Origin of the sequence: Bradyrhizobium diazoefficiens, assembly GCF_016616235.1 — a bacterium.
GTDB classification, from domain to species: domain Bacteria; phylum Pseudomonadota; class Alphaproteobacteria; order Rhizobiales; family Xanthobacteraceae; genus Bradyrhizobium; species Bradyrhizobium diazoefficiens_H.
The window spans coordinates 7,420,984-7,447,643 of the sequence record NZ_CP067100.1 but is presented as its reverse complement, the minus strand read 5'-3'; the positions used below and the strand labels follow the sequence as shown (position 1 = coordinate 7,447,643).

At 64.2% G+C, this 26,660-nt stretch carries 26 protein-coding genes; 14 read left to right on the top strand and 12 right to left on the bottom strand.

All coding sequences use genetic code 11. The features are described from left to right. Window positions 1-4: 4 nt before the first annotated feature. From JJB99_RS35030 to JJB99_RS35005, 6 genes are all read right to left on the bottom strand, one after another. Window positions 5-748, bottom strand: coding sequence for an ABC transporter ATP-binding protein (locus JJB99_RS35030; RefSeq protein ID WP_200496641.1), 744 nt, complete (start codon window positions 746-748; stop codon window positions 5-7). Further along, complete coding sequence (locus JJB99_RS35025; RefSeq protein ID WP_200496640.1) at window positions 745-1,743, bottom strand: branched-chain amino acid ABC transporter permease; 999 nt, start codon at window positions 1,741-1,743, stop codon at window positions 745-747. The genes JJB99_RS35030 and JJB99_RS35025 overlap by 4 nt, the downstream gene beginning before the upstream one ends. Then, window positions 1,740-2,615, bottom strand: a complete 876-nt coding sequence (locus tag JJB99_RS35020) for a branched-chain amino acid ABC transporter permease (protein WP_200496639.1) — start codon at window positions 2,613-2,615, stop codon at window positions 1,740-1,742. Before JJB99_RS35020 ends, JJB99_RS35025 begins: the two co-directional genes overlap by 4 nt. 229 nt (window positions 2,616-2,844) lie before the next feature. After that, window positions 2,845-3,975 (bottom strand): ABC transporter substrate-binding protein, encoded by a 1,131-nt coding sequence (locus JJB99_RS35015; RefSeq protein ID WP_200496638.1) that lies wholly within the window; start codon window positions 3,973-3,975, stop codon window positions 2,845-2,847. Between the two features lie 58 nt (window positions 3,976-4,033). After that, window positions 4,034-4,912, bottom strand: a complete 879-nt coding sequence (locus JJB99_RS35010) for a shikimate dehydrogenase (protein ID WP_200496637.1) — start codon at window positions 4,910-4,912, stop codon at window positions 4,034-4,036. 144 nt (window positions 4,913-5,056) lie between these two features. Beyond that, window positions 5,057-5,995, bottom strand: coding sequence for a LysR family transcriptional regulator (locus JJB99_RS35005; RefSeq protein WP_200496636.1), 939 nt, complete (start codon window positions 5,993-5,995; stop codon window positions 5,057-5,059). A gap of 397 nt (window positions 5,996-6,392) precedes the next feature. Between JJB99_RS35005 and JJB99_RS35000 the strand changes: the two genes are divergently transcribed. Then, complete coding sequence (locus JJB99_RS35000; protein WP_200496377.1) at window positions 6,393-7,691, top strand: IS4 family transposase; 1,299 nt, start codon at window positions 6,393-6,395, stop codon at window positions 7,689-7,691. 158 nt (window positions 7,692-7,849) lie between these two features. On the opposite strand, the gene JJB99_RS34995 is transcribed toward JJB99_RS35000, so the two are convergent. Further along, entirely contained in the window at window positions 7,850-8,026 is a 177-nt protein-coding gene (locus JJB99_RS34995; RefSeq protein ID WP_200496635.1) for a hypothetical protein, read from the bottom strand. A 167-nt stretch (window positions 8,027-8,193) separates the two neighbouring features. Between JJB99_RS34995 and JJB99_RS34990 the strand changes: the two genes are divergently transcribed. From JJB99_RS34990 to JJB99_RS34960, 7 genes are all read left to right on the top strand, one after another. After that, complete coding sequence (locus JJB99_RS34990) at window positions 8,194-8,922, top strand: helix-turn-helix transcriptional regulator (protein ID WP_200496634.1); 729 nt, start codon at window positions 8,194-8,196, stop codon at window positions 8,920-8,922. Window positions 8,923-9,005: 83 nt separating this feature from the next. Then, the gene (locus JJB99_RS34985) at window positions 9,006-9,665 is read left to right on the top strand and encodes an acyl-homoserine-lactone synthase (RefSeq protein ID WP_200496633.1); all 660 of its coding nucleotides are present in this window, start codon (window positions 9,006-9,008) and stop codon (window positions 9,663-9,665) included. A gap of 1 nt (window position 9,666) precedes the next feature. Beyond that, window positions 9,667-9,885 (top strand): hypothetical protein, encoded by a 219-nt coding sequence (locus tag JJB99_RS34980; protein ID WP_200496632.1) that lies wholly within the window; start codon window positions 9,667-9,669, stop codon window positions 9,883-9,885. Window positions 9,886-10,179: 294 nt separating this feature from the next. Next, window positions 10,180-11,097: a branched-chain amino acid ABC transporter permease gene (locus JJB99_RS34975; RefSeq protein ID WP_200496631.1), complete on the top strand. Its 918-nt coding sequence runs from the start codon at window positions 10,180-10,182 to the stop codon at window positions 11,095-11,097. Then, window positions 11,094-12,038 carry a branched-chain amino acid ABC transporter permease gene (locus JJB99_RS34970; protein ID WP_200496630.1) on the top strand — a complete coding sequence of 315 codons (945 nt, stop codon included), beginning with the start codon at window positions 11,094-11,096 and terminating at the stop codon, window positions 12,036-12,038. The genes JJB99_RS34975 and JJB99_RS34970 overlap by 4 nt, the downstream gene beginning before the upstream one ends. Then, window positions 12,031-12,798 carry an ABC transporter ATP-binding protein gene (locus tag JJB99_RS34965; protein ID WP_200496629.1) on the top strand — a complete coding sequence of 256 codons (768 nt, stop codon included), beginning with the start codon at window positions 12,031-12,033 and terminating at the stop codon, window positions 12,796-12,798. The genes JJB99_RS34970 and JJB99_RS34965 overlap by 8 nt, the downstream gene beginning before the upstream one ends. After that, window positions 12,791-13,504, top strand: a complete 714-nt coding sequence (locus JJB99_RS34960) for an ABC transporter ATP-binding protein (protein WP_200496628.1) — start codon at window positions 12,791-12,793, stop codon at window positions 13,502-13,504. Before JJB99_RS34965 ends, JJB99_RS34960 begins: the two co-directional genes overlap by 8 nt. Before the next feature lie 151 nt (window positions 13,505-13,655). Here JJB99_RS34960 and JJB99_RS34955 read toward each other — a convergent pair whose 3' ends face one another. Further along, on the bottom strand, window positions 13,656-15,092 hold the full coding sequence (locus JJB99_RS34955) for a glutamine synthetase family protein (protein WP_200496627.1): 1,437 nt from the start codon (window positions 15,090-15,092) through the stop codon (window positions 13,656-13,658). 193 nt (window positions 15,093-15,285) lie between these two features. Beyond that, on the bottom strand, window positions 15,286-16,644 hold the full coding sequence (locus JJB99_RS34950; RefSeq protein WP_200496626.1) for an aromatic ring-hydroxylating dioxygenase subunit alpha: 1,359 nt from the start codon (window positions 16,642-16,644) through the stop codon (window positions 15,286-15,288). A gap of 112 nt (window positions 16,645-16,756) precedes the next feature. Here JJB99_RS34950 and JJB99_RS34945 point away from each other — a divergent pair, with 112 nt between their 5' ends. Together JJB99_RS34945 and JJB99_RS34940 are read left to right on the top strand one after the other, a co-directional pair. Then, on the top strand, window positions 16,757-17,542 hold the full coding sequence (locus JJB99_RS34945; RefSeq protein WP_200496625.1) for an IclR family transcriptional regulator domain-containing protein: 786 nt from the start codon (window positions 16,757-16,759) through the stop codon (window positions 17,540-17,542). Window positions 17,543-17,618: 76 nt separating this feature from the next. Next, window positions 17,619-17,951, top strand: coding sequence for a PRC-barrel domain-containing protein (locus JJB99_RS34940; RefSeq protein ID WP_200496624.1), 333 nt, complete (start codon window positions 17,619-17,621; stop codon window positions 17,949-17,951). A gap of 13 nt (window positions 17,952-17,964) precedes the next feature. Here the strand turns inward: JJB99_RS34940 and JJB99_RS34935 are convergent, their stop codons facing one another. The 3 genes from JJB99_RS34935 to JJB99_RS34925 form a co-directional block, all read right to left on the bottom strand. Beyond that, a complete protein-coding gene (locus tag JJB99_RS34935) occupies window positions 17,965-18,399 on the bottom strand; it encodes a VOC family protein (protein WP_200496623.1) in 435 nt (144 codons plus the stop codon). Between the two features lie 166 nt (window positions 18,400-18,565). After that, window positions 18,566-19,399: a helix-turn-helix domain-containing protein gene (locus JJB99_RS34930; protein ID WP_246775101.1), complete on the bottom strand. Its 834-nt coding sequence runs from the start codon at window positions 19,397-19,399 to the stop codon at window positions 18,566-18,568. A gap of 107 nt (window positions 19,400-19,506) precedes the next feature. Continuing rightward, window positions 19,507-20,415 (bottom strand): helix-turn-helix transcriptional regulator, encoded by a 909-nt coding sequence (locus JJB99_RS34925; RefSeq protein ID WP_200496621.1) that lies wholly within the window; start codon window positions 20,413-20,415, stop codon window positions 19,507-19,509. Between the two features lie 132 nt (window positions 20,416-20,547). Here JJB99_RS34925 and JJB99_RS34920 point away from each other — a divergent pair, with 132 nt between their 5' ends. The 4 genes from JJB99_RS34920 to boxB all read left to right on the top strand — a co-directional run bounded on the left by JJB99_RS34920 (window position 20,548) and on the right by boxB (window position 26,558). After that, window positions 20,548-22,089 (top strand): benzoate-CoA ligase family protein, encoded by a 1,542-nt coding sequence (locus tag JJB99_RS34920; protein ID WP_200496620.1) that lies wholly within the window; start codon window positions 20,548-20,550, stop codon window positions 22,087-22,089. 234 nt (window positions 22,090-22,323) lie between these two features. Further along, on the top strand, window positions 22,324-23,142 hold the full coding sequence (locus JJB99_RS34915; RefSeq protein ID WP_200496619.1) for an alpha/beta fold hydrolase: 819 nt from the start codon (window positions 22,324-22,326) through the stop codon (window positions 23,140-23,142). A 126-nt stretch (window positions 23,143-23,268) separates the two neighbouring features. Continuing rightward, a complete protein-coding gene (boxC, locus tag JJB99_RS34910) occupies window positions 23,269-24,957 on the top strand; it encodes a 2,3-epoxybenzoyl-CoA dihydrolase (RefSeq protein WP_200496618.1) in 1,689 nt (562 codons plus the stop codon). 149 nt (window positions 24,958-25,106) lie between these two features. Continuing rightward, window positions 25,107-26,558, top strand: a complete 1,452-nt coding sequence (gene boxB / locus JJB99_RS34905) for a benzoyl-CoA 2,3-epoxidase subunit BoxB (RefSeq protein ID WP_200496617.1) — start codon at window positions 25,107-25,109, stop codon at window positions 26,556-26,558. The last annotated feature ends 102 nt before the right edge of the window (window positions 26,559-26,660 follow it).

Below are 26,660 nucleotides of genomic sequence, written 5' to 3'. Positions count from 1 at the left end.
CTCCTCAATGTCCGAGATAGGCTTCGATCACGGCGGGGTTCTTGCGCACCTCGTCCGGCCGTCCCATCGCCAGCACCTTGCCTTCCGCCATCACCATCACGCGCGAGCACAGAGACATCACGAATTCCATGTTGTGCTCGATCACGACGAAAGTCGCGTTCTTCTCGCGGTTGATCGCGACCAGGCGGTCCTTGAGGTCCGCCAGCATCGACGGGTTGACGCCGCCGGCGGGCTCGTCGAGCAGCACCAGCCGCGGCCCGCCCATGAAGGCCATGGCGGCATCGAGCAGTTTCTGCTGGCCGTAGGAGAGGCCGCCGGCAGGTTCGTCGGCGAGATGGTCGAGCTTGAAGAAGCCGATCATCTGGTTGGCGGTATCAGTCAGCCCGGCATCGGAACGGCCGACCAGGCGCGATGCCATGTTGCCCTGGTGCTCCTGGCCTGCGAGGATCAGGTTCTCGCGCACCGAAAGTTTTGGAAACACCTGCAACAGCTGGAAGGTGCGGCTGACGCCGAGCTTGTTGAGTTCGGCGGGGCGCAGGCCCGTGACCACCTTGCCGTCGAGCTTGACCTCGCCGCCCGACGGCGTGAGCTGGCCGAGGATGCAGTTGAACAGGGTGGACTTGCCGCAGCCGTTCGGGCCGATCAGACCGAGGATCTCGCCCTCGCGGACGTCGAAGGAGACGCCGTCGACGGCGCTGATGCCGCCAAAGTTCTTCTTGATGTCGGTGACTTCGAGGACCGCACTCATTGCACCGTCTCCAGGCGTGATTTTGCCACGGCGCGCAAGGCGGACGCGACCTTGGTGCGGCGCGCGGTCATATAGCGGTCGAGGATTCCCAGAATGCCGGTGGGCGACCAGATCAGCAGCAGCATCACCGCAATCGCGTAGAGCATCAGATAGTAACCTTCGGTGAAGCGCAGCCATTCCGGCAGCAGCACCGCGATCATCGCGCCGAGGAAGGGACCGAAATAGAAGCCGGCGCCGCCGACGATCACCATCATCAGGAGGTCGAGCGAGAGCGACAGGTTGAAGGGAACGGGATCGATATATTGCGTCAGTGGCGCATAGAGCGCGCCGGCGACACCGCCGAGCGCCGAGCCGATCGCGAACGCCATCAGCGTGTAACGGCGCGTGTCGATGCCGAGCGATTGCGCGCGCAGCGGATTTTCGCGCAGCGCCATGAAGGCGCGGCCCCAGGGCGAACGGATCAGCCACCACACGGCGACCGACACGATCGCGAGCGAGCCGAGGCAGACATAGTAGAACGGCAGCGGCTTGTTGGTCGCCAGCCCGAAGATGTGCGGGCGCGGAATGTTGGAGATGCCGTAGATGCCGCCGGTGAGCCAGCTCTCGTTGCGGAACACCAGGAAGGCGAGGGTGGAGAAGGCGAGCGTGACGAAGGCGAGATAGTGGTGCTGCACCCGCAGCGCCGGATAGCCGAGCACCCAGCCGACGGCGAAGCTCAAGGCAATCGCGACGACGATTGCCGCCGGCAGCGGCCAGCCATGCGTCGTCATGATCGCCGCCGCATAGGCACCGATGCCGACGAATGCGCCCTGCGCCAGCGAGACCTGGCCAGCATAGCCGAGGGTGAGGTTGAGGCCCATCGCGGCGATGGTCATCACAGCCCACTGGCTCAGGATGAACAGGCCGTAGCGGTTGAAGTTCATGGGGACGACGATCAGGCCCGCGATGACGATGAGGCCGAGCCCGATCTTCAGGGGTTTGGCAAAGCCGGTCATACCGTGCGCTCCTCGGCGCGGCCGAGCAATCCTTGCGGTCGGAACAGGATGACGACGATCAGGAAAATCAGTGGCACTGCGGCGCGATACTGCGTCGAAACATAAGATGCCGCGAGATTGTCGAGCACGCCGATGAGCAGGCCGCCGGCGATGGCCCCGCGCACCTGGTTGAAGCCGCCGACGATCGCCGCGACGAAGGCGGCCTGGCCCAGCACCTCGCCGGAGGAGAACTTTGCGAGATAGATCGGCGTGATCAGCAGTGAGGCCAGCGCGACCAGGAAAGCGTTGATCAGGAAGGTCAGCAGGATCATGCGCTCGACCGGCACCCCGATGATGCGCGCCACCGTTGGATTCTGCGCCGCCGCCTGCATCTGGTGGCCCAGCGAGGTACGGTTGAGCAGCGTGGTCAGGCCGAAGACGGCGAGAATGGCGAGGACGAGCACGCCGATGCTTTGCAGCGAGACCGCGTGGCCGAGGAGGGAGATGTCACCGGTCGGCACGATCGAGGGGAAAGGCGAGGCCTCGGCGCTGAAGAACTGCTTGACGGCTTCCTTGATGCCGATGGCGAGCGCCATGGTCGCGATCGCGAGCGGCAGCACGCCGTGGCGCATCATGGGGTCGACCAGCAGCAGCTTGAAAGCGAGGCCGAGCAGGAGCATCGACAGCAGGATACCGAGGATGATCGCGAGCCAGAACGGCGCGCCGGCATGCATCGCCGCCAGCATCAAGAACGCCGGCAGCATCACGAACTCGCCTTGCGCGAAATTGATGGTCTGCGAGGTCTGCCACAGCAGCGTGAAGCCGACTGCGACCAGCGCGTAGATCGCGCCGGTGGCTAACCCTGCGACCAGAAGATCGAACAGATTGGACATTTTCCCCTCTTTGCTCTTCCCCGCTCCGCTCTCTCGTCGCCCTCTCCCCGCACTTGCGGGGAGAGGGCGGGGTGAAGGGCTATCTCCGCGAATTCAACTGTCACCGCCATTGCGGAGGCGGCCCCTCGCCCCGCCCTCTCCCCGTAAGAACGGGGAGAGGAGATATCTTTCCCCGCATCCACCTTCGCTAAAGCTTCGGCGGGACAAGCGCGGGGAGAGGCGAAGACAGTCACTTCACCTTCGGCAGCACCTGCTTCACCACCTGCTTGCCTTCGACCACTTCGACCAGAAAGCTCTGGCGATCGATGTCGCCGTTCTGGTCGAAGGTGACGTCCATCAGGATGCCGGGCTCGTCCGCGGCCTTGATCGTCAAGCCGTGCAGCGTATCGGCGAATGCCTTGGGATCGACCTTGCCCATCTTCTCGGTGGTGGCTTTCACCATGTAGACCGCGAGATAGCCCTTCAGGCCGTTATGGTCGGGCACGTAATTGTACTTCTTGGAGAACTTCTCGCGGAATGCCTTGATCAGGTCGACCGGCGCGTCGGTGGTGAGGCCGACATGGCCGCGCGCGCCGTTGGCGGCATCGCCGGCGAGCTCGATCACCTTCTGGCCGATCAGCGTGGTCTCGCCCATCAGCGGCGCGGTGACGCCTTGGCGCTTCAGCTCCTTGAGGATGCGCGCGCTCTCTTCCTCGTTGAGGTAGACAAACACGGCATCGGGATTGGCAGCCTTGATCTTGCCGACGTCGGCGGCGAAGTCGGCCTGGCCCGCCTCGGTGGAGAGATCGGCGACGACCTTGGAGCCGAGCCGGTCGAGCTCCTTGACCACGACGTCGCGTCCGCCCCGACCAAAATCATTGTTGACCCAGACCACGGCGACCGTCTTCGCCTTCATCTCGTCATGGATGTATTTTGCGACCTTTGGCATCGAGGATTGCTGGCCGAACGAGGTGCGGAATAGATACTTGTTGCCGGCCTGCGTCAGCTCGGCGGCTTCGCCGCCCATGATCTGGGTGATGCCGGCTTCGGCCGCGAGCGGCGCGGTGACCTTCACCGAGCCGGAATAGCCAGGTCCGAGCAGCACATAGGGCTCGGCATCAAGCGCCTTCTGCACCTGCGCGCGCGCAACGCCCGGGTTGGACTGCGAGTCGGCGTGGGTGACTTCGAGCTTGCGCCCGAGCACGCCGCCCTTGGCGTTGATCTCCTCGATCGCGAGGTCAATGCCGTTCTTCCAGTTGGTGCCGACGGTGGCGCCGCCGCCCGAGAGCTCGGCGACGTCGGCGAGCTTGATCGCCTGCCCGTGAACGCCGGTTGCAGTTGCGAAGGCAAGCAGCGCGCCTGCCAGAATGGTCGATTTCATCGTCTCTCCTCCCATGTCCGTTGATGGTTGTCCGCGGCCTTGTCTCCGGCCGCTTCCGTTACGCTGCGTAATAGGCCGGGCGTCGCGCCGCCATCACCTCGTCGAAAGCCTCTCCCATGATCTCGGTCGACGGGGCAAGGCCGGTGAACAATTCGAAGGCATCGGCGGCCTGGTAGATCGCAAGCTCGCGCCCAGTCATGATCTTCGCGCCGCGCTCTTGTGCCGCCGCAAGCAGCGGCGTGATCAGCGGCGAATAGACGGCATCCGCCACCCACAATTTGTCATGCAGCAGCGCGGCCGGAACCGGCATGCCGCGGTTCGGCAGCATGCCGACCGGTGTGCCGTTGACGAGACCGGTCGCGCCATGCAGCGCATCCTCGACGCTTGAAGCGACACGGGCGCCGCCGCGCGGGGCAAGGAGGGCGGCCAGCGTCGCGGCGCGTGCCGGCTCGCTGTCGAAAATGCGGATGTCGGTGACGTCGCGGCTCGCCAGCGCAAACGCGATCGCCTTGCCGACGCCGCCGGCGCCGATCACAGCGATTGCATTGCCGGACGGCGCCAGCAGCGGCGCCACCGCGCGCGCAAAGCCGGTCGTGTCGGTGTTATGGCCGGTGAGCCGGCCGTCTCTGACCACGACAGTGTTGACCGCGCCCATGGCAGCGGCGCCCGGCGCCAGCGCGTCGAGCAGCGGCACCACCGCTTCCTTGTAGGGATAGGTGACGTTGACGCCGGCAAAGCCGAGCCGCCGCACGCCCTCGAGCATCATGCGGAGCCCGGCCGCATCGGCGCCGGCGACCTCGATGAGCTGGTAATGGCCGCGCAGGCCAAGCGCCTCGGCGGCGCGCTCATGCATGGCGGGGGAGGCGGAATGCGCAATCGGCGCGCCGATCAGCCCGGTCAGGAGTTTCTGGGATGCGGCAGGTCCGCGCTTTGACATGATCGACGATCGCCTGATGGTGAGCGGTGATTTCCGGCCATTAGCCGCGAAATGCGTGCAATTCCAAGGGGGCTTCCAGGTGCGACGATAGCCTTTCCCCTGCCTAACACAATTACCCATTTATCCGGCAAACCTAACACAATGTTATTTCCTCCGTCCGCGCGCCGGGGCGGTCCTGCCGTTGCCGCGGGCCGGTTCGACCGCGCGCATCTCGGCACGCAGGGACTCGATGAAATGTTCGGCATGCAGCGAGAGCGGCGTGCCGCGCTTGACCGCGATGTAGGTGTCGAAGCGCGTCGGCTCGGTGATCTTCAACAGCTCGATTCCGGGATAGCCGCCATGGGCCACCGTGAACTGGTCGATGATGGCGATGCCGAGCCCGGCCTTCACCAGCGCGCAGACGGTGGTGCCGAAGCGCGCGCGGATGGTGATGTTGTAGTCGAGCCGGTTGCGCGCGAAGATCTCGGCCATGATCCGGCCGTAGGGATCGTTGGGATCGATGCCGATCAGCGGGTAGCGGGTGATTTCGGCGGCTGAGACCTGCTTGCGGCCGGCGAGTTCGTGGTCGGGCGGCACGATGCAGTAGAGCTCGCCCGAGGCGAGCGGCATGAAGTCGAGCCCGGAATGCTCGAGACGGTAGCTCATCGCCACGCACTCGCCGCGGCCGAGCATGAGGTAGTCGATCGCTTCCTCGAGCTTGAGGATGTTGATGTCGATGCCGAGATCGGGATAGCGGCGGCGGACCCGCTCGATCGCGCGCGGCACCATCACCTGCGAGATGCTCGGCACCGAGCCGATGCGCAATTCCGACAATCCGCCGCGGCCGATCTTGGAAATGATCTCGGAGAGGTCGTCGACCTTCTTGTAGACGCCGTTGATCTGCTCGAAAATATTCTCGGCTTCCGGCGTCGGGAAATAGCGGCCGTTCTGGCGCTGGAAGAAGCGGATGCCGAGCGAGCGCTCGGTGTATTTGACGAGGCGGCTGATCCCAGGCGCCGAGACATTGAGCAGTTTTGCTGCACCGCCAATGGTGCCCGTCACCATCACGGCGCGGATCACTTCCACCTGGCGCAGCGTCATCATTGTCCTGGCATCCGTTTGATCATCGCGACAGCGATCATCTCACGAGAGCTGCGGTGTCAGCCAGCGACAAGTCGCTACGATCAGAGCAAGGGTGCTTCACCTTCCCTTGGGAGGGGGAGGGTCGATCGCGCGCAGCGCGAGCGGGGTGGGGTGATCTCTCCACGCGAATGGTGCCCGTGTGGAGAGATCACCCCACCCCGCATCGCATTCCGCTTTGCTCCATGCGCTGCACCTTCCCCCTCCAGGCTAAGGCGTGCACACGATTTTTCTTGCCTTGAGGGAATCGAGTCTGATTCCTTGCGGTGCGGTTTGCAAGAAGGATAACCGCATTGAAGGCAGGAATGGATTGGTCAGTCGGCCGTTTTGGTGACGTTCGACTGGCCAAAAGGGGGCGCTGTTGTTGCAGCGCGCCGTCGAACGCGTCACGATGAACCTGCGCGCAGCCGCCGATGGCCGTGCCGAATGGGTGGGGTTCAGCCGCTGGCTGAACAATCCGAGCGTGACAGTGGATGAGATCGCCGGGCATGGCGCAGAGGTGCTGTCGGAGCGGGTTGCAGGGCTGCATGCGCTTGCGATCCAGGACACGACGGAACTGAACTATGCGAGGCATGCCGGCCGGGTCCGGGGCCTTGGCCCTTCCGGTAACGGGATTGACCCGGGCTTGTTTGTGCATCCGGTATTGGCAGTTGACGCCGGGAGCGGAGCCTTGCTCGGGCTCGCTGGGATGCAGATTTGGACGCGCCGGGGGCCTGCATCGCCTGATTACCGAAACCAGCCGATCGAAGAGAAGGAGTCCTATCGTTGGATCAAGGGCGCTGCGGGCGCCAAGAGTGCGCTTGCTGCGGCGGCGATGATCACGGTGATTGGCGACCGTGAGAGCGACATTTACGAAGAATTTGACCGGATTCCTGACGCTCGGACCCATTTGCTCACGCGCGTCTGTCGCGATCGCGCCTTGGTGGGTGGCGGAAGGTTGTTTGATATTGCCCAGAACTGGCCGGTCCAGCATCGCTTCGATTTGGAGGTTCGGGCACAGCCCGGCCGTCCGGCCCGAACGGCCAAGATCGCACTGCGCTTTGGCGAGGTGACCATCAAGCGCCCGGCCAACTGCAGCGACCGGAAAGCGGCGCATCAATTGACGTTGCGTTTGGTAGAGGTGAAGGAACTCGATCCCTCTGTCGAAGAGCCGATCCACTGGCGCCTTGTTACTACTCATGCGGTGACGACGGTTGAGCAAGCGCTGCAGATTGTCGCTTGGTACCGTCAGCGCTGGCACATCGAGCAGCTGTTCCGCACCAGCAAAAGCCAAGGGCTCGACATCGAGAGCAGCCAGGTCGAGGCGGCCGAGGCGCTGTTCAAGCTCGCCGCCATCGCGGTGATGGCAGCTATCAAGATCATGCAACTCGTCCTCGCCCGCGACGGCACGGTCGACCGTCCGGCCACTGACGTAGTGCCGGCGGACCAGCTGCCGATACTCAAAACCTTGCAGGTCAAGCTCGAAGGCAAAACCGTCAAGCAAAAGAACCCTCATCCCGAGCACTCCATCGCTTGGCTTGCATGGATCATTGCTCGGCTCGGAGGATGGACCGGCTACGCCTCCGAGCGGCCGCCCGGCCCCATCACCATGCGAAGAGGTTGGCACCGCTTCGAGCAGATGGCTCTCGGTTGGAGGCTCCGAGAAGTGTGCACGCCTTAGCCTGGAGGGGGAGGGTGCAGAGCGCAGCGCGCTCACAGGCAACGAACTGCGGCGTAACTTCGCGGTCAGCGTGTTTCGACTAAAATCTGCGCGGTCAAATGGAAGGGCGACGGCGCCGCGATCTGCTTGATCGGCGTCGCGTTTGTTGCACCTGCGCTTCAACTCGCCGGTCCCTCCGGCGATACGCTGCCGGGCCGTTCCGCGCGCTCGCCTTGCAGCACCTCGCGCGCGAACTCGATGATCTTCTGCTTGTTCGCCGTATCGCGAACGGCAAAAAACACGCGGTTCAATTCCAGGCCGAGCACGCTGTTGAGGGCGATGTCCTCGTCTTCCATCGTGGTGTTCCCGCTTAGGACGTCTTCAGGTGTATCTTGACGTCACTTCTTCCACAAGTAGATTAAATCTTCAGAGCACACGGCAGCCGGAAAACTACGGGAACGGCGAATTGAGAGTGCCCCCAAATACGTGCTATAGCGGACGGCGAAGGTCAGGAAACGCACTGATGTCCGCCGTCGATTATGGCCGGGAAGCGCTCGACTTCATCGAGGGGCTGGGAGCCTATGCCAGGGTTCCGGACGCCATGAATGCGCTCGAGGGGGCGTTCGGTCGCTTCGGCTTCGAAACCATCATCGTGACCGGCTTGCCGAATCCCGATCAGCGCTTCGCCCAGATGGTGCTCGCCAAGCGCTGGCCGGCTGGATGGTTCAGCCTCTACACCGACAAGAATTACGATCGCTTCGATCCGGTGGTGCGATTGTGCCGGCAATCGGTCAATCCGTTCGAATGGTCGGAAGCGCCCTATGATGCCGATCTCGAGCCGAATGCGGCCGAGGTGATGAACCGCGCCGCCGATTTTCGCATGTCGCGCGGATTCATCGTGCCGATCCACGGGCTCACCGGCTACGAGGCCGCGGTGTCGCTCGGCGGCGTCCATCTCGACCTCAACGCCCGCAGCAAGCCGGCGCTGCACCTGATGGCGATGTATGGCTTCGACCACATCCGCCGCCTGCTCCAGCCGCCGTCCTATCAGTCGACGCGTCTCACTCCGCGCGAGCGCGAGGTGATCGCCTGGGCCTCGCAGGGCAAGTCGGCCTGGGAGATCGGCGAGATCCTGCATATCACGCAGCGCACCGCCGAAGAGCATCTTGCAACCGCTGCGCGCAAGCTCGGCGCCGTCAACCGCACGCATGCGGTCGCGCTGGCAATTCGCCACAAGATCATCAATCCCTAGGCGGCGCACTGGGAAATTTCCCAATATCGAACCCGCCTCTTTTCGCAGATTCTGCCCCCCATTGAGGCTCAATGGGGGTTTTCATGATCCACGCAATTTCCTCGGTCAATCGCCACCTTTACGAAGACGTACTCGAGCAGCACTTCCGGCTGCGCCACGACATCTTCGTCGAGGAGCGGCACTGGGAGACGCTGCGCCGGCCGGATGGCCGCGAGATCGACTCCTATGATGACGAGGATACCGTCTACCTGCTCGCGCTGGAGGGCCGGCGCGTCGTCGGCGGTCACCGGCTTTATCCCACCACCAAGCCTTCGATGATGAGCGAGGTTTTCCCGCACCTGGCGTCGGTTCGCGGCTGCCCCGCGGATCCGCTGGTCTGGGAATGGTCGCGCTATTTCGTCGTCCGCGATCGCCGCGACGGCGCGCTCAATCTGCAATTGATGGCGGCGGTGCAGGAGTTCTGCCTCGGCCAGGGCATCGCGCAGGTCAGCGCGATCATGGAAACCTGGTGGCTGCCGCGGTTCCACGAGGCCGGCTTCGTCGTGACCCCGCTTGGCCTGCCGGCCCTGGTGGAGAACGCTTGGACCATGGCTGCCACCATCGACATTCGTCGGCAGACCGTCGATGCGCTGCATGATCGCATCGGCATGGCTTCTGTCGTGCAACAGGACGGCCCGCGCCTGGACGCCGTCGCCCGTGCCAACCTCTGCGGCCTCGCTGCCGCGCAACGAAAGAGCGCCTGAGATGTCGAACATGATGCGGGACAGCCAGATCATGGCGCAGACCAACGACGAGAATCTCGGCTACATGTCCGACATGGCGCTCGAACTGGCGCAGATGGCGGAGGACTCCGGATTGGCGACGCTGGCTTATCTGTTCCGGATGGCGGCGCTGGAGGCCTCGACAGCCAACAGCGTGCTCGCCGACGCCGATGATCTTCCCCAGCAGATGACGTCGCACTAGACGCATCCTCTCCATTGCAACGACGTTCGCGCCCTCTCCTCGGTTACCGAGGAGAGGGCGATCGTTTGGGTGCGGCAGGTTGCCTCATACCGCCCGGCAACCTTCTTGCAGGGCAGTTCGCGACCGCATGCACCCGCATGCAACAAAGTGCATGTTTGGTGTCGAATCGCTCTTGCCTCGGAACGATACTGCCATTACCCATTTTTCCGCCTTGTAGAGGCAGGGGGGCTCTTTCACTGATGGCGACCGTGTTCGAACATCGGCGCGATTTCGCGTGCGCCTGAAAGAGTTCTGATGCTGCTCGTCGTCGAACAGTTCCTGAACGGATTGCAGTTCGGCCTGCTGCTGTTCCTGCTGGCCGCAGGCCTGACGCTGGTGTTCGGGATCATGGATCTCGTCAACCTCGCGCACGGCTCGCTCTACATGATGGGCGCCTATTTCGCCGCGACCTTCGCGGCGTGGACCGGCAGCTTCCTGCTCGGTGCGCTGCTGGCGTTGGGAGCCACGCTCGTGCTTGGCATCGTGCTGGAGATGAGTGCGCTGCGGCATCTCTACGGGCGCGATCATCTCGACCACGTGCTCGCGACCTTCGGCCTGATCCTGTTCTTCAACGAAGCCGTGCGGCTGATCTGGGGCCCGGCCGGCCTGGCGCTGCCGCTGCCGCCCTGGCTCACCGTGCCGGTGCCGATCCTGCCCGGCATCCACTATCCTGCCTATCGCCTCGCCATCATCGTCGTCGCGCTGATGGTCGCGCTGCTGCTCTATCTCGGCGTGATGCGCACCCGCGTCGGCATGCTGATCCGCGCCGGAGCCTCCAATCGCGAGATGATCGGCGCGCTCGGCATCAACATCAAGCTGCTCTACACGCTGGTGTTCGGGCTCGGTGCAGCGCTCGCAGGATTGGCCGGCATGATGCAAGCGCCGATCCTCACCGTGCAGATCGGCATGGGTGAGAACATCCTGATCCTCGCTTTCGTCATCATCGTGATCGGCGGCATCGGCTCGATCCGCGGCGCATTCCTCGCCGCGATCTTCGTCGGCATGATCGACACGCTCGGCCGCGCCTTCCTGCCCAATTTGTTGCGGCAGGTGCTGAGCGGCGCCGCCGCCTCCACCGCCGCGCCTGCGCTGTCGTCCATGCTGATCTACCTCTTGATGGCGATCGTGCTGGTGGTGCGGCCGGAGGGGCTGTTTCCGGCCAACCGTCGATGAAGGGTTTGAGCGTGAGCAAGGCCGTCACGGCCGTTTTGCTGGCGGGCCTCGTGCTGCTGCCGCTCTATTCGCAGCTCTCTGGCAACATCTTCATTCTGACGCTGTTCACCCGCATCGTCATCCTGGCGCTGGCGGCCGCGAGCCTCAACCTCATCATGGGGTTTGGCGGCATGATGAGCTTTGGCCACGCCGCCTATCTTGGCATCGGCGGCTACGCGGTCGGCATGCTGGCGCAGGAAGGCGTAGGTTCCGGCTTCATCCAATTTCCGGTGGCGCTGGCAGCCTCCGCGATCTACGCGCTGGTGATCGGCGCGCTCAGCTTGCGCACCCGCGGCGTCTATTTCATCATGATCACGCTGGCCTTCGCGCAGATGGCCTATTACGTCGCTTCGGGCCTCGCGCGTTACGGCGGCGATGATGGTCTCACCGTCTACAAGCGCAGCGACTTCTCCGGCCTGATCAATCTCTCGAACCGCACGCAATTCTATTATCTCTGCCTCGCCTGCCTGTTCGCCGTCATCTTCCTGATCTGGCGCATCGTCAATTCGCGCTTCGGCCTCGTCGTGCAGGGCCTGCGCTCCAACGAGCAGCGCATGCAGGCGATCGGCTTTCCCGCCAAGCGTTATCAGTTGGTCTGTTTCGTCATATCAGGCACCATGTGCGGCCTCGCCGGCGCGCTGCTTGCCAACAACACCGATTTCGTCAGCCCGGCGGTGATGTACTGGACCCGTTCCGGCGATCTCATGGTGATGGTGATTCTTGGCGGCATGGGCACGCTGTTCGGCCCCGTCATGGGCGCGGTGGTCTATCTGCTGCTGGAAGAATTCCTGTCGCAGCTCACCGAATATTGGGCGCTGATCATGGGCCCGCTGCTGCTGCTGATCGTGCTGTTCGGCCGCGGCGGCATCATGGGCATGCTGGGGAGGGCTCGCCGTGGCTGAACCCTTGCTCCGCGTCGAGAAGCTGGTGCGCCGCTTCGGCGGCATCACTGCCACGGACAACGTCTCGCTCGACGTTTCGGCCGGCGAGCTGCACGCCATCATCGGCCCGAACGGCGCCGGCAAGACCACGTTGATCAGTCAGCTCACCGGCCATCTCGAACCGCATTCCGGCAGCGTCTCCTTGGGCGGCCGCGATATCACCTATCTGCCGGCCTATCGCCGCTGCGCGCTGGGGCTTGCACGCTCGTTCCAGATCACCTCGCTGCTGCTCGACTTTACCGCCGCCGACAATGTCGCGCTGGCGGCGCAGGCGCATGCCGGCACCTCGTTCCGCTTCTTTGCCAATGCGCGCAAGGAGAAGGGCCTGCGCGACGCCGCCCACGCCGCGCTCGATCGCGTTGGTCTGGCCCATCGCGCCGATGTCGTGGTGTCGAGGCTCAGCCATGGCGAGCGGCGCCAGATCGAGCTTGCGGTCGCGCTGGCGAGCAAGCCGAAGCTTTTGCTGCTCGACGAGCCGATGGCGGGCCTCGGCGTCACCGAGTCCCAGCGCATGGTGCAGCTGCTCCAGGAGCTGCGGAAAGAGGTCTCGATCGTGCTGGTCGAGCACGACATGCCCGCGGTGTTCGCGCTCGCCGACCGCATCTCGGTGCTGGTCTATGGCCGCGTCATCGCCTCCGGCGATCCGGCCGCGATCCGCGCCAATGAAGAGGTCAAGCGCGCCTATCTCGGCGACCAGCATGTGGTGACGCACCATGGCTGACACCTTGCTCGACGTCGACGGCATCGAGACCTGCTACGGACTTTCGCAGGTGCTGTTCGGCTTGTCGCTGTCGGTCAAGGCAGGCGAGATGGTCTCGCTGATGGGCCGCAACGGCATGGGCAAGACCACGACCATCCGCTCCATCATGGGCCTGACGCCGGCGCGGGCGGGCAGCATCCGCTTTGACGGCGCCGAGGTGCGCCAGCTTCCGTCGTACCGGATTGCCAAGCTCGGCGTCGGCCTCGTGCCCGAGGGACGCCAGATCTTCCCGAACCTCACCGTGCGGGAAAATCTCGTTGCGGCCGCCGCCGACCGCTTCGGTAGCCCCAATCCCTGGACGCTGGCCGCGATCTACGACCTGTTCCCGCGGCTGGCCGAGCGCGCGTCCAACATGGGCAACCAGCTCTCCGGCGGCGAGCAGCAGATGCTCGCGATCGGCCGCGCGCTGATGACCAACCCGAAGCTTCTGATCCTGGATGAGGCGACCGAAGGCCTCGCGCCCTTGATCCGCGAAGAGATCTGGAATTGCCTGTCGCTGCTCAAGAGCCGGGGGCAGTCGATCCTAGTCGTCGACAAGAACGTCGACCACCTCGCCCGCATCTGCGACCGCCACACCATCATCGAGCGCGGCAAGACGGTGTGGAGCGGCACTTCGGACCAACTGATGGCTGAGCCGGATCTGCAGCACAAGTACCTGGGGATTTGAGCCCGCGCTCTCTCCCCGTCATTGCGAGCGCAGCGGAGCAATCCAGAATCTTTCCACGGGAATGACTCTGGATTGCTTCGTCGCAAGAGCTCCTCGCAATGACGGGGGAGAGAGCGGTGCGCCTCACTGACAGATCCCGCTGCGGGCCAGCTCAAAATACCTCGAAATACTCCCGGTGCTCCCAATCCGTCACCTCGGACAGGAAGCGGTCGATCTCGGCGTTCTTGATGTGCGTGTAATAGTCCACGAACTCCGCCCCAAGCTTCTCGCGGAAGAACGGATCGTCCTTGAGCGCGCTGACCGCATCGCGCAGCGATTTCGGCAGCAGCGGCGCCTCGGTCTCGTAGGGCGTGTCGGCGGACGGACCGGGATCGAGCTTGCGATCGACGCCGTCGAGGCCTGAAAGGATCTGCGAGGCCATGTAGAGATAGGGATTGGCGGCAGGCTCGCCGATGCGGTTCTCCAGGCGCGTGGCGGCATCATTGGCGCCGCCGAGCACACGGATCATCACGCCGCGATTGTCGCGGCCCCAGATCGCGCGGTCGGGCGCCAGCGAATAGGAGCGGTAACGCTTGTAGCCGTTGATGGTCGGCGTCGTGAACACGGTGGACGCGCGGGCGTGGTCGAGCAGGCCGGCAAGGTACGCCTTGCCGAACGCGCTGAGCGGCTCGGCGCCGTCCTTCGCCATGAACAGGTTTTCGCCGCTCGCGCGCGAGACGATCGACTGATGCAGATGCCAGCCGCTCGCGAACAGGTTCGGCAGCTTCGGCCGGCACATGAAGGTGGCGTGATAGCCGTGTCGGCGGGCGATCTGCTTCACGGCCGAACGGAACAGCACCATATTGTCGGCGGGCTCCAAGCCCTTCTTCGGCGCGAAGGTGAATTCGCACTGGCTCGGCCCGAACTCGACCTCGACGGAACGGAGCGGCAGCCCGAGCGCGACGATGTCGCGGCGCAGGATCTCCAGCACCGGCTCCATCTGGTCGAAGCGCTGCTCGGTGAGATATTGATAGCCGTGGCTAAGCAGGCTCACCGACGGCGGTGTGCCCGGCTGTCCCGCGTCCTCGGCGCGCATATGCGGATCGTCGAGTTTGAAGATGTGAAACTCAACTTCGAGGCCCGCGACGAAATCGTGGCCGCGGCGGCCGAGTTCGTCGAGCACCTTGCGATAGAGCCCGCGTGTCGCAAACGGCACCGGACGGCCGTCGTTAAAATAAAGATCGCACAGCAGCCAGCCCGTCGCCGGCGCCCATGGCAGCACACGAAACGTAGTGGGATCGGCGACCATCAGCACGTCGGCCGCGCCCTCCATCTCCTTCATGCCGAAGCCGCCGCCTGACGTGAACACCGGAAACACCGTTCGGTGCGAGGTGTCCTTGGCAAGCATGGTGGTGGTGATGGAGCAGCCGCTTTCCAGCGACGCAATTGCCTCGGAGGCGATGATGGTCTTGCCGCGCAAAATGCCGTGCTGGTCGGGGAAGGCGAGGCGGATGACTTCGAGATTGTTCTCTTCGACGAGACGGCGCATGCGCGCCGCGGCGTCCTTCTGCTCATCCGACCACAGCGCGTGACGCGCGACGAAAGTCACTTTGCTAGCTCCTTCTCGCTCGATGCAAGCATAGCCCGCGCTGTCATCGTCCGCGACGGCGGACGATCCAGTATTCCAGAGACGGCAACGTATCCACGAAAGGTCGCGGCGTACTGGATGCCCCGCCTTCGCGGGGCATGACAGCGGGGCATGCGGAGCCCTTGTTGTGCCTCGCTGGCAGGATGCGTCACCTTCACTCCGCCGCCGTCAGCCGGTGCACGTTCTCAGCGATCTCCTTCGGCACCGGCGCGGTCCACGGCGCGCCGCGACGGCGCTTGACGTCGACTTCCATCCAGTAGGTTTCCCAGCCCCGAGTCGGGCCGATCCCGTCCATCGTCGCCGGTCCCTGGATGCTGCGCGCATTGGCTTCGTCCAGGAACAGCATCGGCTTCTCGCCGCCCCCGACCTTTTCGATTTCCTGCCGCAGCAGGCGGCGGTACTGCACGATCGCCTTGTCGCTCGAGCCGAGGTGCTCCTTGGTGCGGTCCTGGATCGCGCCCATCGATTCCACCGCCCACTGGTCGTGGACGTTGATGTCGCTGCCCATGCCGGTATAGGTCGCGGTCTGCTGCTCATGCGGATCGAAGCCGTAATCGTTGCTGCGGTTCTTGCGCGACTTGTAATCGGGCAGCTCATAGAGCTCGAGCCGCTGCTCGCGCATCTTCTGCTTGTCGACCGGGTTCGCATAGCTGGTGAAGATTGCGTACCAGTAGCAGTTCTCGTCGTCGATAGGCACGTGCCACTGTGTGATCGTCATCTCCGTGCTCATGGGAATGACGAAGCCGTGCGGGAACAGCTGGTTGGTGACGCGTACGTGCGTGCGCTCCTCGTCGATCTCGCGCAGCGCGATCAGCCGCAGGCCGTATTCGGTGTGCTCGACATTGATGATCGGGCGGTCGTATTCGCGCAGGATCTTCGTCATCGGCAGGTCGGTGCCGGCGGAGGCGCCGCGGAACTGCTTGCCGTAGGCGGTGGAGGTGTCCTCGTCCTCGAAGAAGCGATGCAGATAGGAGGCATGTGCGGGATCGATGCCGACTTCGAGCGCCTGGAGCCAGTTGCAGGCCATGTGGCCCTTGAAGGCGAATGTGTGGGTGCCGGGCGCAACGAAGCAGTCGAGTTCCGGAAACGCCGGCGGCTCGCCTTCGCCGAGATAAGCCCAGAGGATGCCACTCTTCTCCACCACGGGATAGGAGCGCTGGCGGATGTTCTGGCAAAGCTTTGAGTCCTTCGGCTCGGCCGGCGTCTCGATGCACTGGCCGGTGGCGTCGAACAGCCAGCCATGAAAGGCGCAGCGCAGGCCGCCATGCTCCAGCCGCCCGAATGCGAGATCGGCGCCGCGATGCGCGCAATGGCGGTCGATCAGGCCGTAGCGACCGGTCTCGTCGCGGAACAGCACCAGGTTCTCGCCGAGCAGTTTGACAGGACGGATCGGTCGCGCGCCCTCGAGCTCATCGACCAGGGCCGCCGGCTGCCAGTAGCTGCGCATCAGCTTGCCGCACGGATCCCTCGGCCCGGTGCGGGTGATCAGGTCGTTCTGCTCCTGGCTCATCATGGCGAGTGCATCCTTTGTGGAGTGGCGTTTGTTCGCCTATTGAACGAATGGGCGAATTATGACATGCCTTGGAGCGGCGGCAAGCACTATTTTGCAGGAATATCCCGGCACCATGCCCAAGCTGAAGCGGAACGAGACTGACGAGCGCGCGACGGATTTCGTCGAGAGCCTCGATCGCGGCCTGCGCCTGCTGCAGTGCTTCGGCACGACCGCAGGCCCGATGACGCTGAGCGATCTGGCCCGCGCCGCGGACCTGCCGCGCGCGACCGCCCGGCGCATGCTGTTCACGCTCCAGCGCGGCGGCTTTGTTGCCGGTGACGGCAAGTTGTTTTCGCTGACGCCGCATGTGCTGACGCTCGCGGCGTCGTACTTGCGCTCCAACCAGCTCGTCGCCGTGCTCCAGCCTGTGCTCGATCGTGTCGCCACCGCGGCCAACGAAATCTCCTCGCTCGCGGTGCTCGACGGTGACGACATCGTGTTCATCGCCCGCAGCAGCCCGGCACGGATGTTCTCGGGTGGACTCGAAATCGGCTACCGCCTGCCGGCGTTCTGCACCTCGGTCGGCCGCGCCGTGCTCGGCCAGCTCGACGATGCAGACCTTGCCGCGCGCCTGAAAAAGATGAAGCGCGAGGCGCTGACGCCGCAGACGGTGACCGATCCCAAGGCGCTGCTCGCGCGCATCGCCGCCGATCGCGCGCAGGGCTATTCGCTGGTCGACCGCGAGGCCGAGCCGCATTTCCACTCGATCTCGGTTCCCGTCCGCCGGTACGACGGCGTGATCGTCGCCGCGATCAACATGGGCGCCCATGTCGACCGGGTGCCGGCGCAGGAGCTGATCGACCGGTTCCTGCCGCTGCTGCGGGAGGGGGCGGAATCCGTGCGCTCGCAATTGCTGTAGTTCACCCCGCGACCGGCTTCGCTCATCCGAGCGACGGCGCTATAATGCTTAAAACACAGAAATCGAGGAGGACGCCATGCAACACACCATGGTTCCCAGTGATCGCGTCGAGCGGGTCGCCGTTTACGGACGCGACGGAAGCAAGCTCGGCACGATCGAGCGATTGATGCTCGACAAGGTGAGCGGGACGGTCACTTACGCGGTCGTCAAAACCGGCGGGCTGCTCGGCACGCGTCATCATTATCCGGTGCAGTGGGGTGCGCTGAAATACGACCCCAGCCATCAGGCCTTCCAGGTCGCGCTGACGCTGGAGGAACTCAGCAGCGGTCCGTGCGAGTTCGACGGCGACGCGTTCGACTGGGGCGACCGCTCGCAGCCCTACCCGCATCCGAATTACTGGTCGGTCTAGTCATAGGTGCGGCTCAGCCCGGCAGCGGCTCTTCGCCCACCTTGGGCCAATAGGTGCCAAAACTCCAAAGCCCGCCCTCGGGATCGCGGGCTGCGAAATCGCGGGTGCCATATTCGGTGTTGCGCAACTCCATCTCGATTCGAGCCCCGGAGGCTTTAACCTTGTCGTGGAGCGCGTCGGGATCATCGACCGCAAGATAGACCGCATCGGTCCGTCGGCCGCCGAGATCGCCCACGAGCTTGGTGTAGTCGTTGTCCCGATCCTCGCCGAGCATGAGGATCGACGAGCCGAACATCAGCTCGCCGTGGATGACCTTGCCGTCTCTCCGATAGATCACACGCTCGGTGAAGCCGAGCACGTCCTTCAGCCAGGCGATCATGGCCTCGGCGTCCTTGCAACGCATGGTGTGGTAGAGGCGCGGCGCTTCCTTGCCATTCTGCTGGTTCATGAAACTCTCCAGATGGTTTGCGCGACCAAGCTAGTCCGGTTCGCATCGGCCGGCTTGAACAAATGGGACCTAGAGCTTCGGTTCTTCAATCAGAACGGAAGCTCTAGATTCTTGTTTTGACGCGTTTTCTTCACGCGAACCGGCGTCCACTTCGCTCGAAAACGCTTTATCCGCCGGCGTCGCGCAGCAGGCGTGGGTCTGCGCGGTCCAGCCGCGCCGCCCATCCGGTCGGGGTTTCGCCGCAAAACACCCGGAAGTCGCGCGCAAGATGCGCCTGGTCGGCATAGCCTGCGTCTGCGGCGATGGCGGCCCAGCCGTCCAAGGCCTCGGAGCGGGCCAGCCGGCAAGCGCGGTGAAAGCGCAGCATCTGCGCCAGCATCTTGGGCGCCACGCCGATCTCGTTGTGAAAGCGGCGGGTGAAATGCCTGCGGCTCCAGCCGATGTCGGCGGCGATGTCAGCGACCCGCGCCGAGCCCGCGCTTCGCCACAACATGTCGAGCGCCGAAGCAATCGCCGACGACGGTTCATGCACCGCCCGATGCAGCACGAAATCTTCCACGATCTCGAATCGCCGCTGCCACCCCGCGGCCTCGGCCACCTGGGCGGCCAGGCTTTCTCCAGCACGCCCAAGGACGTCGTCGAGGCCGACGATGCGCGCGGTCAGATCCGGCACCGCTCCTCCATAGAAGCGGTAGGCACCGAGCGGGGTGAAATCAACTTGGACGCACTCGGCGCGGCCGTCCGACTCGATCAGGACGGGTCCGGGAAAAAGCCCGGCTGCAAAGCTCGGTCGACCGTCTTCATCCTTCGGCCGGCGGCCAAGCGCGATGCGGAATGGTGTTCCCAGGTTCACGAGCAAGGGCAACGCGAGCGGCGCTGCGTGCCGGAAGCCGGCCAGGCCAACTCCGCGCTCGCGGTAGAACGATATGCTGGACACCAGATGCGCAAGGTGCGCCGATGCCGGCCGGCGGATGACATCGGGAACTACGCTGGCGTCCATCGCAGGTCTCACGGCTTAGGCGCATAACATAGCCATGCGGGCGCGCGTGACCAAGGGGCGCAGAGCGCATGCTGCCTCAGCGATCCGGCGAGGCGACAGCAATCGCCCTACAGCGCCACGCTGCGCAGCCCGAAGCTGCGGGCCTCGTTCTGCAGCACCGGCCGCACCGCGTCGATCAGACGCGCGGCGGCTGCATCGACGCTGAGCCCTGCCGTATCCACCACTGCGGCTGCGCGCGAATACAGCGGCTCGCGGCTGAGCAGGATGTTGCGCAGCTCGGCCATCGCGGAGCGATCGTCGGCCATCGGGCGCAGATCGCCCTGGCGGCGGACACGGGCCATGTGCTCTTCGGGCTCGGCCTTGAGCCAGATCGTGTAGAACGAGGTCAGAATCTGGTCGAAGGTCAAGGGCTCGGAGACGATGCCGCCGCCGGTCGCCAGCACCATCAGCTCGTTGCGCGCGAGCAGCTGTTGCAGCGCCGCCTGCTCCATGCGGCGAAAGCCTTCCTGGCCGTAAAGCGCGATGATCTCGGCGACCGAGAGGCCGTTCTGCTGCTCGACCTCCTTGTTGAGCTCGACAAAACTCCAGCCGACCTTCTTCGCCAGCATCCGCCCAAGCGTCGATTTGCCGGCGCCGCGTAGCCCAATCAGTGCGATGCCGCAGAACGGCGCGCGGCGCGGCGCGGTTGCGCTGCCGCCAGCGAGCAGATCTTTTGCTTGGGCGATTTGCGCGGGCGTCGCCTTGCGCAAGAGATCGCGAAACATTGGCCAATCCGGCGTCGGCTCGTTGCTGGGAAGCAAATCTTCCAGATGCGCGCCCATCGCGTCGGAGACGCGGCGCAAGAGCACGATCGAGACATTGCCCTTGCCGCTTTCGAGCTGCGCGATGTAGCGCTCCGAAATTCCTGATACTTTGGCGAGCACTTTGCGCGACATGCCGCGGAGCGCGCGCATGGTGCGCACGCGCTGGCCGAGCTGTTCGAGAAATCGGGATTCGGCGTCGGGACTTTCGGTCATGAGCCTTCTTTTATAGATTTTTATAGATGTCCTGCGGCGCGCTTTAATGAAACATAATGCCTGCTGGCATTGACAGCAAGCCGCCGCAGTGTCTTTCTATGAATTATAATTCTAAATTCTGGGGAGACGACCGTGAGCGAGGGATCCTACAACGCGGTGACCTGGCTGCTCGACCGCAACGTCGAGGAGGGCCGCGGCAACAAGCTGGTGTTCGACGACACCGTCTCGCGGCTCACCTATGGCGAGCTCCAGCGCGAGACCCGGCGCGCCGCCAACATGCTGCGCCGGCTCGGCGTTCGCCGCGAGGAGCGCGTCGCGATGATCATGCTGGATACGGTCGACTTCCCGATCGTGTTCCTGGGCGCGATCCGCGCCGGCATCGTGCCGGTGCCGCTCAACACGCTGCTGACCGCGGATCAATATGCCTACATCCTCGCTGACTGCCGTGCCCGCGTGCTGTTCGTGTCCGAAGCGCTCTACCCCGTCATCAAGGACGTGGTCGGCCGCATGCCGGATCTCGAGCATGTGGTCGTCTCCGGCGCCAAGCAGAACGGCCACAAGCAGCTTGCGGAAGAGATCTCCGGCGAGAGCGACCAGTTCACCACCGCGGGGACGCATCCGGACGAGCCGGCGTTCTGGCTCTATTCATCCGGCTCGACCGGCATGCCCAAGGGCGTGCGCCATCTGCATTCGAATTTGCAGGCGACCGCGGATACCTACGCGAAGCAGGTGCTCGGTATCCGCGAGAACGACGTCTGCCTGTCCGCCGCAAAACTGTTCTTCGCCTATGGCCTCGGCAATGCGCTGACCTTCCCGATGTCGGTCGGTGCCAGCGTAATCCTGAACAGCGAGCGCCCGACGCCGGCGCGGATGTTCGACCTGATGAACCGCTACAATCCGTCGATCTTCTACGGCGTGCCGACGTTGTTCGCGGCGATGCTCAACGACGAGACGATGAAGGGCGAACGCGGCGGCAATGCTTTGCGCATCTGCACCTCGGCCGGCGAGGCGCTGCCGGAATCCGTCGGCAACAGCTGGAAGGCGCGCTTCGGCGTCGACATCCTCGACGGGGTCGGCTCGACCGAGCTGTTGCACATTTTCCTGTCGAATGCGCCCGGCGACATCAAGTACGGCTCGTCCGGCAAGCCGGTGCCGGGCTATGCGGTGCGGCTCGTCAACGAGGCCGGCCAGGACGTCGCCGACGGCGAGGTTGGCGAGCTGCTGGTCGATGCGCCGTCCGCCGGCGAGGGCTACTGGAATCAGCGCCACAAGAGCCGCCGCACCTTCGAGGGCCCATGGACCCGTACCGGCGACAAATATGTCCGCGACAGCGATGGCCGCTATACTTTCTGCGGCCGCGCCGACGACATGTTCAAGGTCTCCGGCATCTGGGTCTCGCCGTTCGAGGTCGAGAGCGCACTGATCACCCATCCTTCGGTGCTGGAGGCGGCTGTCGTGCCTGAAGCCGATCCTGAAGGCCTGTTGAAGCCGAAGGCCTTCGTGGTCCTGCGCCCCGGCGCGACGATGACGGATCTGCAGGACAAGCTGAAGGAGCACGTCAAGCAGAAGATCGGCCCGTGGAAGTATCCGCGCTGGATCGACGTGGTGGAGTCCTTGCCGAAGACCGCGACGGGAAAGATCCAGCGGTTCAAGCTGCGGGAAGGGGCGAGTTGAGTACGCAGACGGCGGACGCGCTTGCTTACCCTCCCCTGGAGGGGGAGGGTCGGCGCGATCGAGCGTAGCGAGATGCGTGACGGGCTGGGGTGATCTCTCCACTCGGGCAGTGTTCAGTGTCGACAGACCTTCACCCCACCCCGCTACGCATTGCGCTTCGCTCCATGCGTAGCGACCCTCCCCCTCCAGGGGAGGGTGGAGACTTTCTCTGCGGCTAGGAACGAGATTTCGACCATGACCAACCTCACCCCCTCCGGCTTCCTCAGCATTGGCGGCGCCAGCCTCGAATACAAATGGCTCGCGCCGGAGGCCGCCGACGCGCCAACGATCGTCATGCTGCACGAAGGCCTCGGCTCCGTCGGCCTCTGGGGGGATTTCCCGGGAAAACTCCAGCAAGCCACCGGCGCCGGCATCTTCGCCTATTCGCGCGCCGGCTACGGCCAGTCGAGTCCGGCGATGCTGCCGCGGCCGCTCGACTACATGCAGCGCGAGGCGCTGGACGTGCTGCCGAAATTGCTCGATGCGATCGGTTTCAAGCACGGCCTCTTGCTCGGCCATTCCGATGGCGCCTCGATCGCGACGATCTATGCCGGGGCGCACCAGGATCATCGTCTGCAAGGCGTCGTGTTGATCGCGCCGCACTTCATCGTCGAGGACATCTCGGTGAAATCTATCGACGAGATCAAGACCGCCTACGAGACCACGGACCTGAAGACAAAGCTCGCGCGCTGGCACAAGGATGTCGACAACGCCTTCTATGGTTGGAATGGTGTCTGGCTCGATCCAAAATTCCGCGACTGGGACATCTCGGAATATCTCGCCTACATCCGCGTTCCCATCCTGCTCCTGCAAGGTGTCGATGACCAATACGGGACACTGCGCCAGGTCGAGATTGCGCAGGGCGAATGTTACTGCCCGGTCGACGTGAAGATCATTTCAGGCGCGGGGCATTCCCCGCACCGTGAAGCGCCCGCAGCGACGCTCGACGCAGTTGAGCAATTTGCAAAGGCGGCCCTGCGCGATGATCCCGGACTTCAGGGGCGCGCCGCATGACGGTGCGGATGCCAGGAGTTACATGAAGCAAAGTGCATATAATCGCCGTTGAGGGGCTAGACGCGTCCCGCAATATGAATTATTGTGCATTCAACGGTACAACCGAGACAAGCTCAAGGGTGGCCCATGGCCGGGGAAGAACGGCGCCTCGCAGGCGGCGCGACATTCATCGATTTCCAGACCGAACCGTCCCGCTACAAGCACTGGAAGCTGGCGGTCGACGGTGACGTCGCGACGCTGACCATGGACGTCGACGAGAATGGCGGCCTGTTCGAGGGCTATCAGCTCAAGCTGAACTCCTACGATCTCGGCGTCGACATCGAGCTGGCGGATGCGGTCCAGCGCCTGCGCTTCGAACATCCCGAGGTGAAGGTGGTGGTGATGCGCTCGGCCAAGAACCGCGTGTTCTGCGCCGGTGCCAACATCCGCATGCTCGCAGGCTCGACCCATGCCCACAAGGTGAACTTCTGCAAGTTCACCAACGAGACCCGCAACGGCATGGAGGATTCATCCGAGAATTCCGGCCAGCGCTTCATCACGGTGGTGAACGGCTCGGCCGCCGGCGGCGGCTATGAGCTGGCGCTTGCCACCGACCACATTATCCTTGCCGACGACGGTGCTTCCGCCGTGGCGCTGCCGGAAGTGCCGCTGCTCGCGGTGCTGCCGGGCACCGGCGGTCTCACCCGTGTCGTCGACAAGCGCAAGGTGCGACGCGACCACGCCGATTTCTTCTGCACCATCGAAGAGGGCGTGAAAGGCAAGCGCGCGGTGCAGTGGCGCCTCGTCGACGAAATCACGCCGAACTCCAAGCTCGACGCCAAGGTCGCCGAGCGCGCCAGGGAATTTGCAGCCAACTCGAAGCGCAAGGGCAGCGGCAAGGGCATCGCGCTGACGCCGCTGAGGCGCATCATCGACGAGACCAGCCTGCGCTACGGCTTCGTCACGGTCGATATCGACCGCAACGCCCGCATCGCCACCATCTCGATCAAGGCGCCGGAAACAGCTCCCCCGGCCGACATCGACGGCATGATGGCGCAAGGCGCGGCGTTCTGGCCGCTCCAGGTCGCGCGCGAGCTCGATGACGCCATCCTGCACCTGCGCATCAACGAGCTCGAGATCGCCATGCTGGTGTTCAAGAGCCATGGCGACCGCGCCCATGTGCTCGCCTGCGACACATTCCTCGAAGCCAATAAGGCGCACTGGCTGGTCAACGAAATCAGGCACTACTGGAAGCGTGTGCTCAAGCGCATCGACGTCACCTCGCGCACGCTGGTGACGCTGGTCGAGCCCGGTTCGTGCTTTGCCGGCACGCTCGCCGAGCTCGTGTTCGCTGCCGACCGCTCCTACATGCTGATCGGCACGCGCCAGGGCGACAACCGTCCGCCGCCATCGATCGAGCTCTCCGCGATGAATTTCGGCCCGTATCCGATGAGCCACGGGCTGACGCGGCTTCAATCGCGCTTCCAGGCCGATCCGTCCGATCTGGAGCGCGCGGAAGCGACGCTCGGCACCGCACTCGATGCCGAACAGGCCGAAGAACTCGGCCTCGTCACCTTCGCGCTCGATGACATCGATTGGGACGACGAGGTCCGCGTGTTCCTGGAGGAGCGCGCCAGCTTCTCGCCCGACAGCCTCACCGGCATGGAAGCGAGCCTGCGCTTCGTCGGCCCCGAGACGATGGAATCGAAAATCTTCGCGCGCCTCACCGCCTGGCAGAACTGGATCTTCCAGCGCCCCAACGCGGTCGGCGAGGAAGGCGCGCTGCGCCGCTACGGCAGCGGCCAGAAGCCGAAATTCGATATGACGCGGGTTTGATGACTTTCTTGTCCCGGGCGCGGCGCAGCACGAAATGATGCGACGCTGAACCGGGACCCAGACGGATCAGACATAGGTCCCGGCTCAGCAGTGCAGCACTTCGCGCCGCACTGCGTCCGGGACACGAGACCGGAGCAAGGAGCACGGCCATGAACATGAACATCATGAACGTCGACTACTCGACCAAGATTCCGAACAACGTCAATCTCGCCGAAGACCGCCAGGTGCTCAAGGCGCTGGAAGGCTGGCATCCAGGCTACATGGATTGGTGGAGCGACATGGGCCCGGAGGGTTTCCAGGAATCGCTGGTGTATTTGCGCACCGCTTACTCGGTCGATCCGCGCGGCTGGGCCAAGTTCGACTACGTGCGCATGCCCGAATATCGCTGGGGCATTTTGCTGGCGCCGCAGGAAGAGAACCGCGTCGTGCCGTTCGGCGAGCATTACGGCGAACCGGCCTGGCAGGAAGTCCCGGGCGAGCATCGCGCCATGCTGCGCCGGCTGATCGTGATCCAGGGCGATACCGAGCCGGCCTCGGTCGAGCAGCAGCGCCATCTCGGCAAGACCGCACCGTCGCTCTACGACATGCGCAATTTGTTCCAGGTCAATGTCGAGGAAGGCCGCCATCTCTGGGCGATGGTCTACCTGCTGCAAAAGTACTTTGGCCGCGATGGCCGCGAAGAGGCGGATGATCTGCTGCGCCGCCGCTCCGGCGATGCCGACGCGCCGCGCATGCTCGGTGCCTTCAACGAGGCGACGCCGGACTGGCTGTCCTTCTTCATGTTCACCTATTTCACCGACCGTGACGGCAAGATGCAGCTGCACTCGCTCGCGCAATCGGGCTTCGATCCTCTGTCGCGCACCTGCCGCTTCATGTTGACTGAGGAAGCGCACCACATGTTCGTTGGCGAGACCGGCATCACCCGGGTCGTGCAGCGCACCTGCGACGCCATGCGCGAAGCCGGCATCACCGATCCCACCGACATCGCCAAGGTGCGCGCGCTCGGCGTGATTGATCTTCCGACCATCCAGAAGAAGCTGAACCTGCACTACACGTTGTCGCTCGACCTGTTCGGCTCCGAAGTCTCGACCAACGCGGCCAACGCCTTCAACGCCGGCATCAAGGGCCGCTATCACGAGACCCAGATCGAGGATGACCACCAGCTCAAGAACGCCACCTATCCGGTGCTCAAGTTCATCAACGGCGAGATCAAGCTGGTCGACGAGCCGGCGCTGACCGCGCTCAACATGCGCCTGCGCGACGACTACAGCCAGGATTGCGTCAAGGGCATGCTGCGCTGGAACAAGGTGATCTCGACCGCGGGCTACGACTTCAAGCTGACCTTGCCCAACGTCGCCTTCCATCGCCACATCGGCGAGTTCAAGGACATCCACGCTACGCCCAACGGCATTTTGATCGACGAGGCCACCTGGGCCAAGCGCAAGGACGAGTGGCTGCCCTCAACAGCCGACGGCGACTTCATCACCTCGCTGATGCAGCCCGTCACCGAGACCGGCAAGTTCGCCTCCTGGATCTCGCCGCCGAAGGTCGGCATCGACAACAAGCCGGGCGACTTCGAGTACGTGAAGATCGAGTCGTAGGCGACGACGCGGCCTCAAACTCACCTGTCGCGCCGCATGAAAAAACGCCTGGCAACGCAATTGCCAGGCGTTTTGCGTAGATCGGGAGTGGACCGGAGTTGG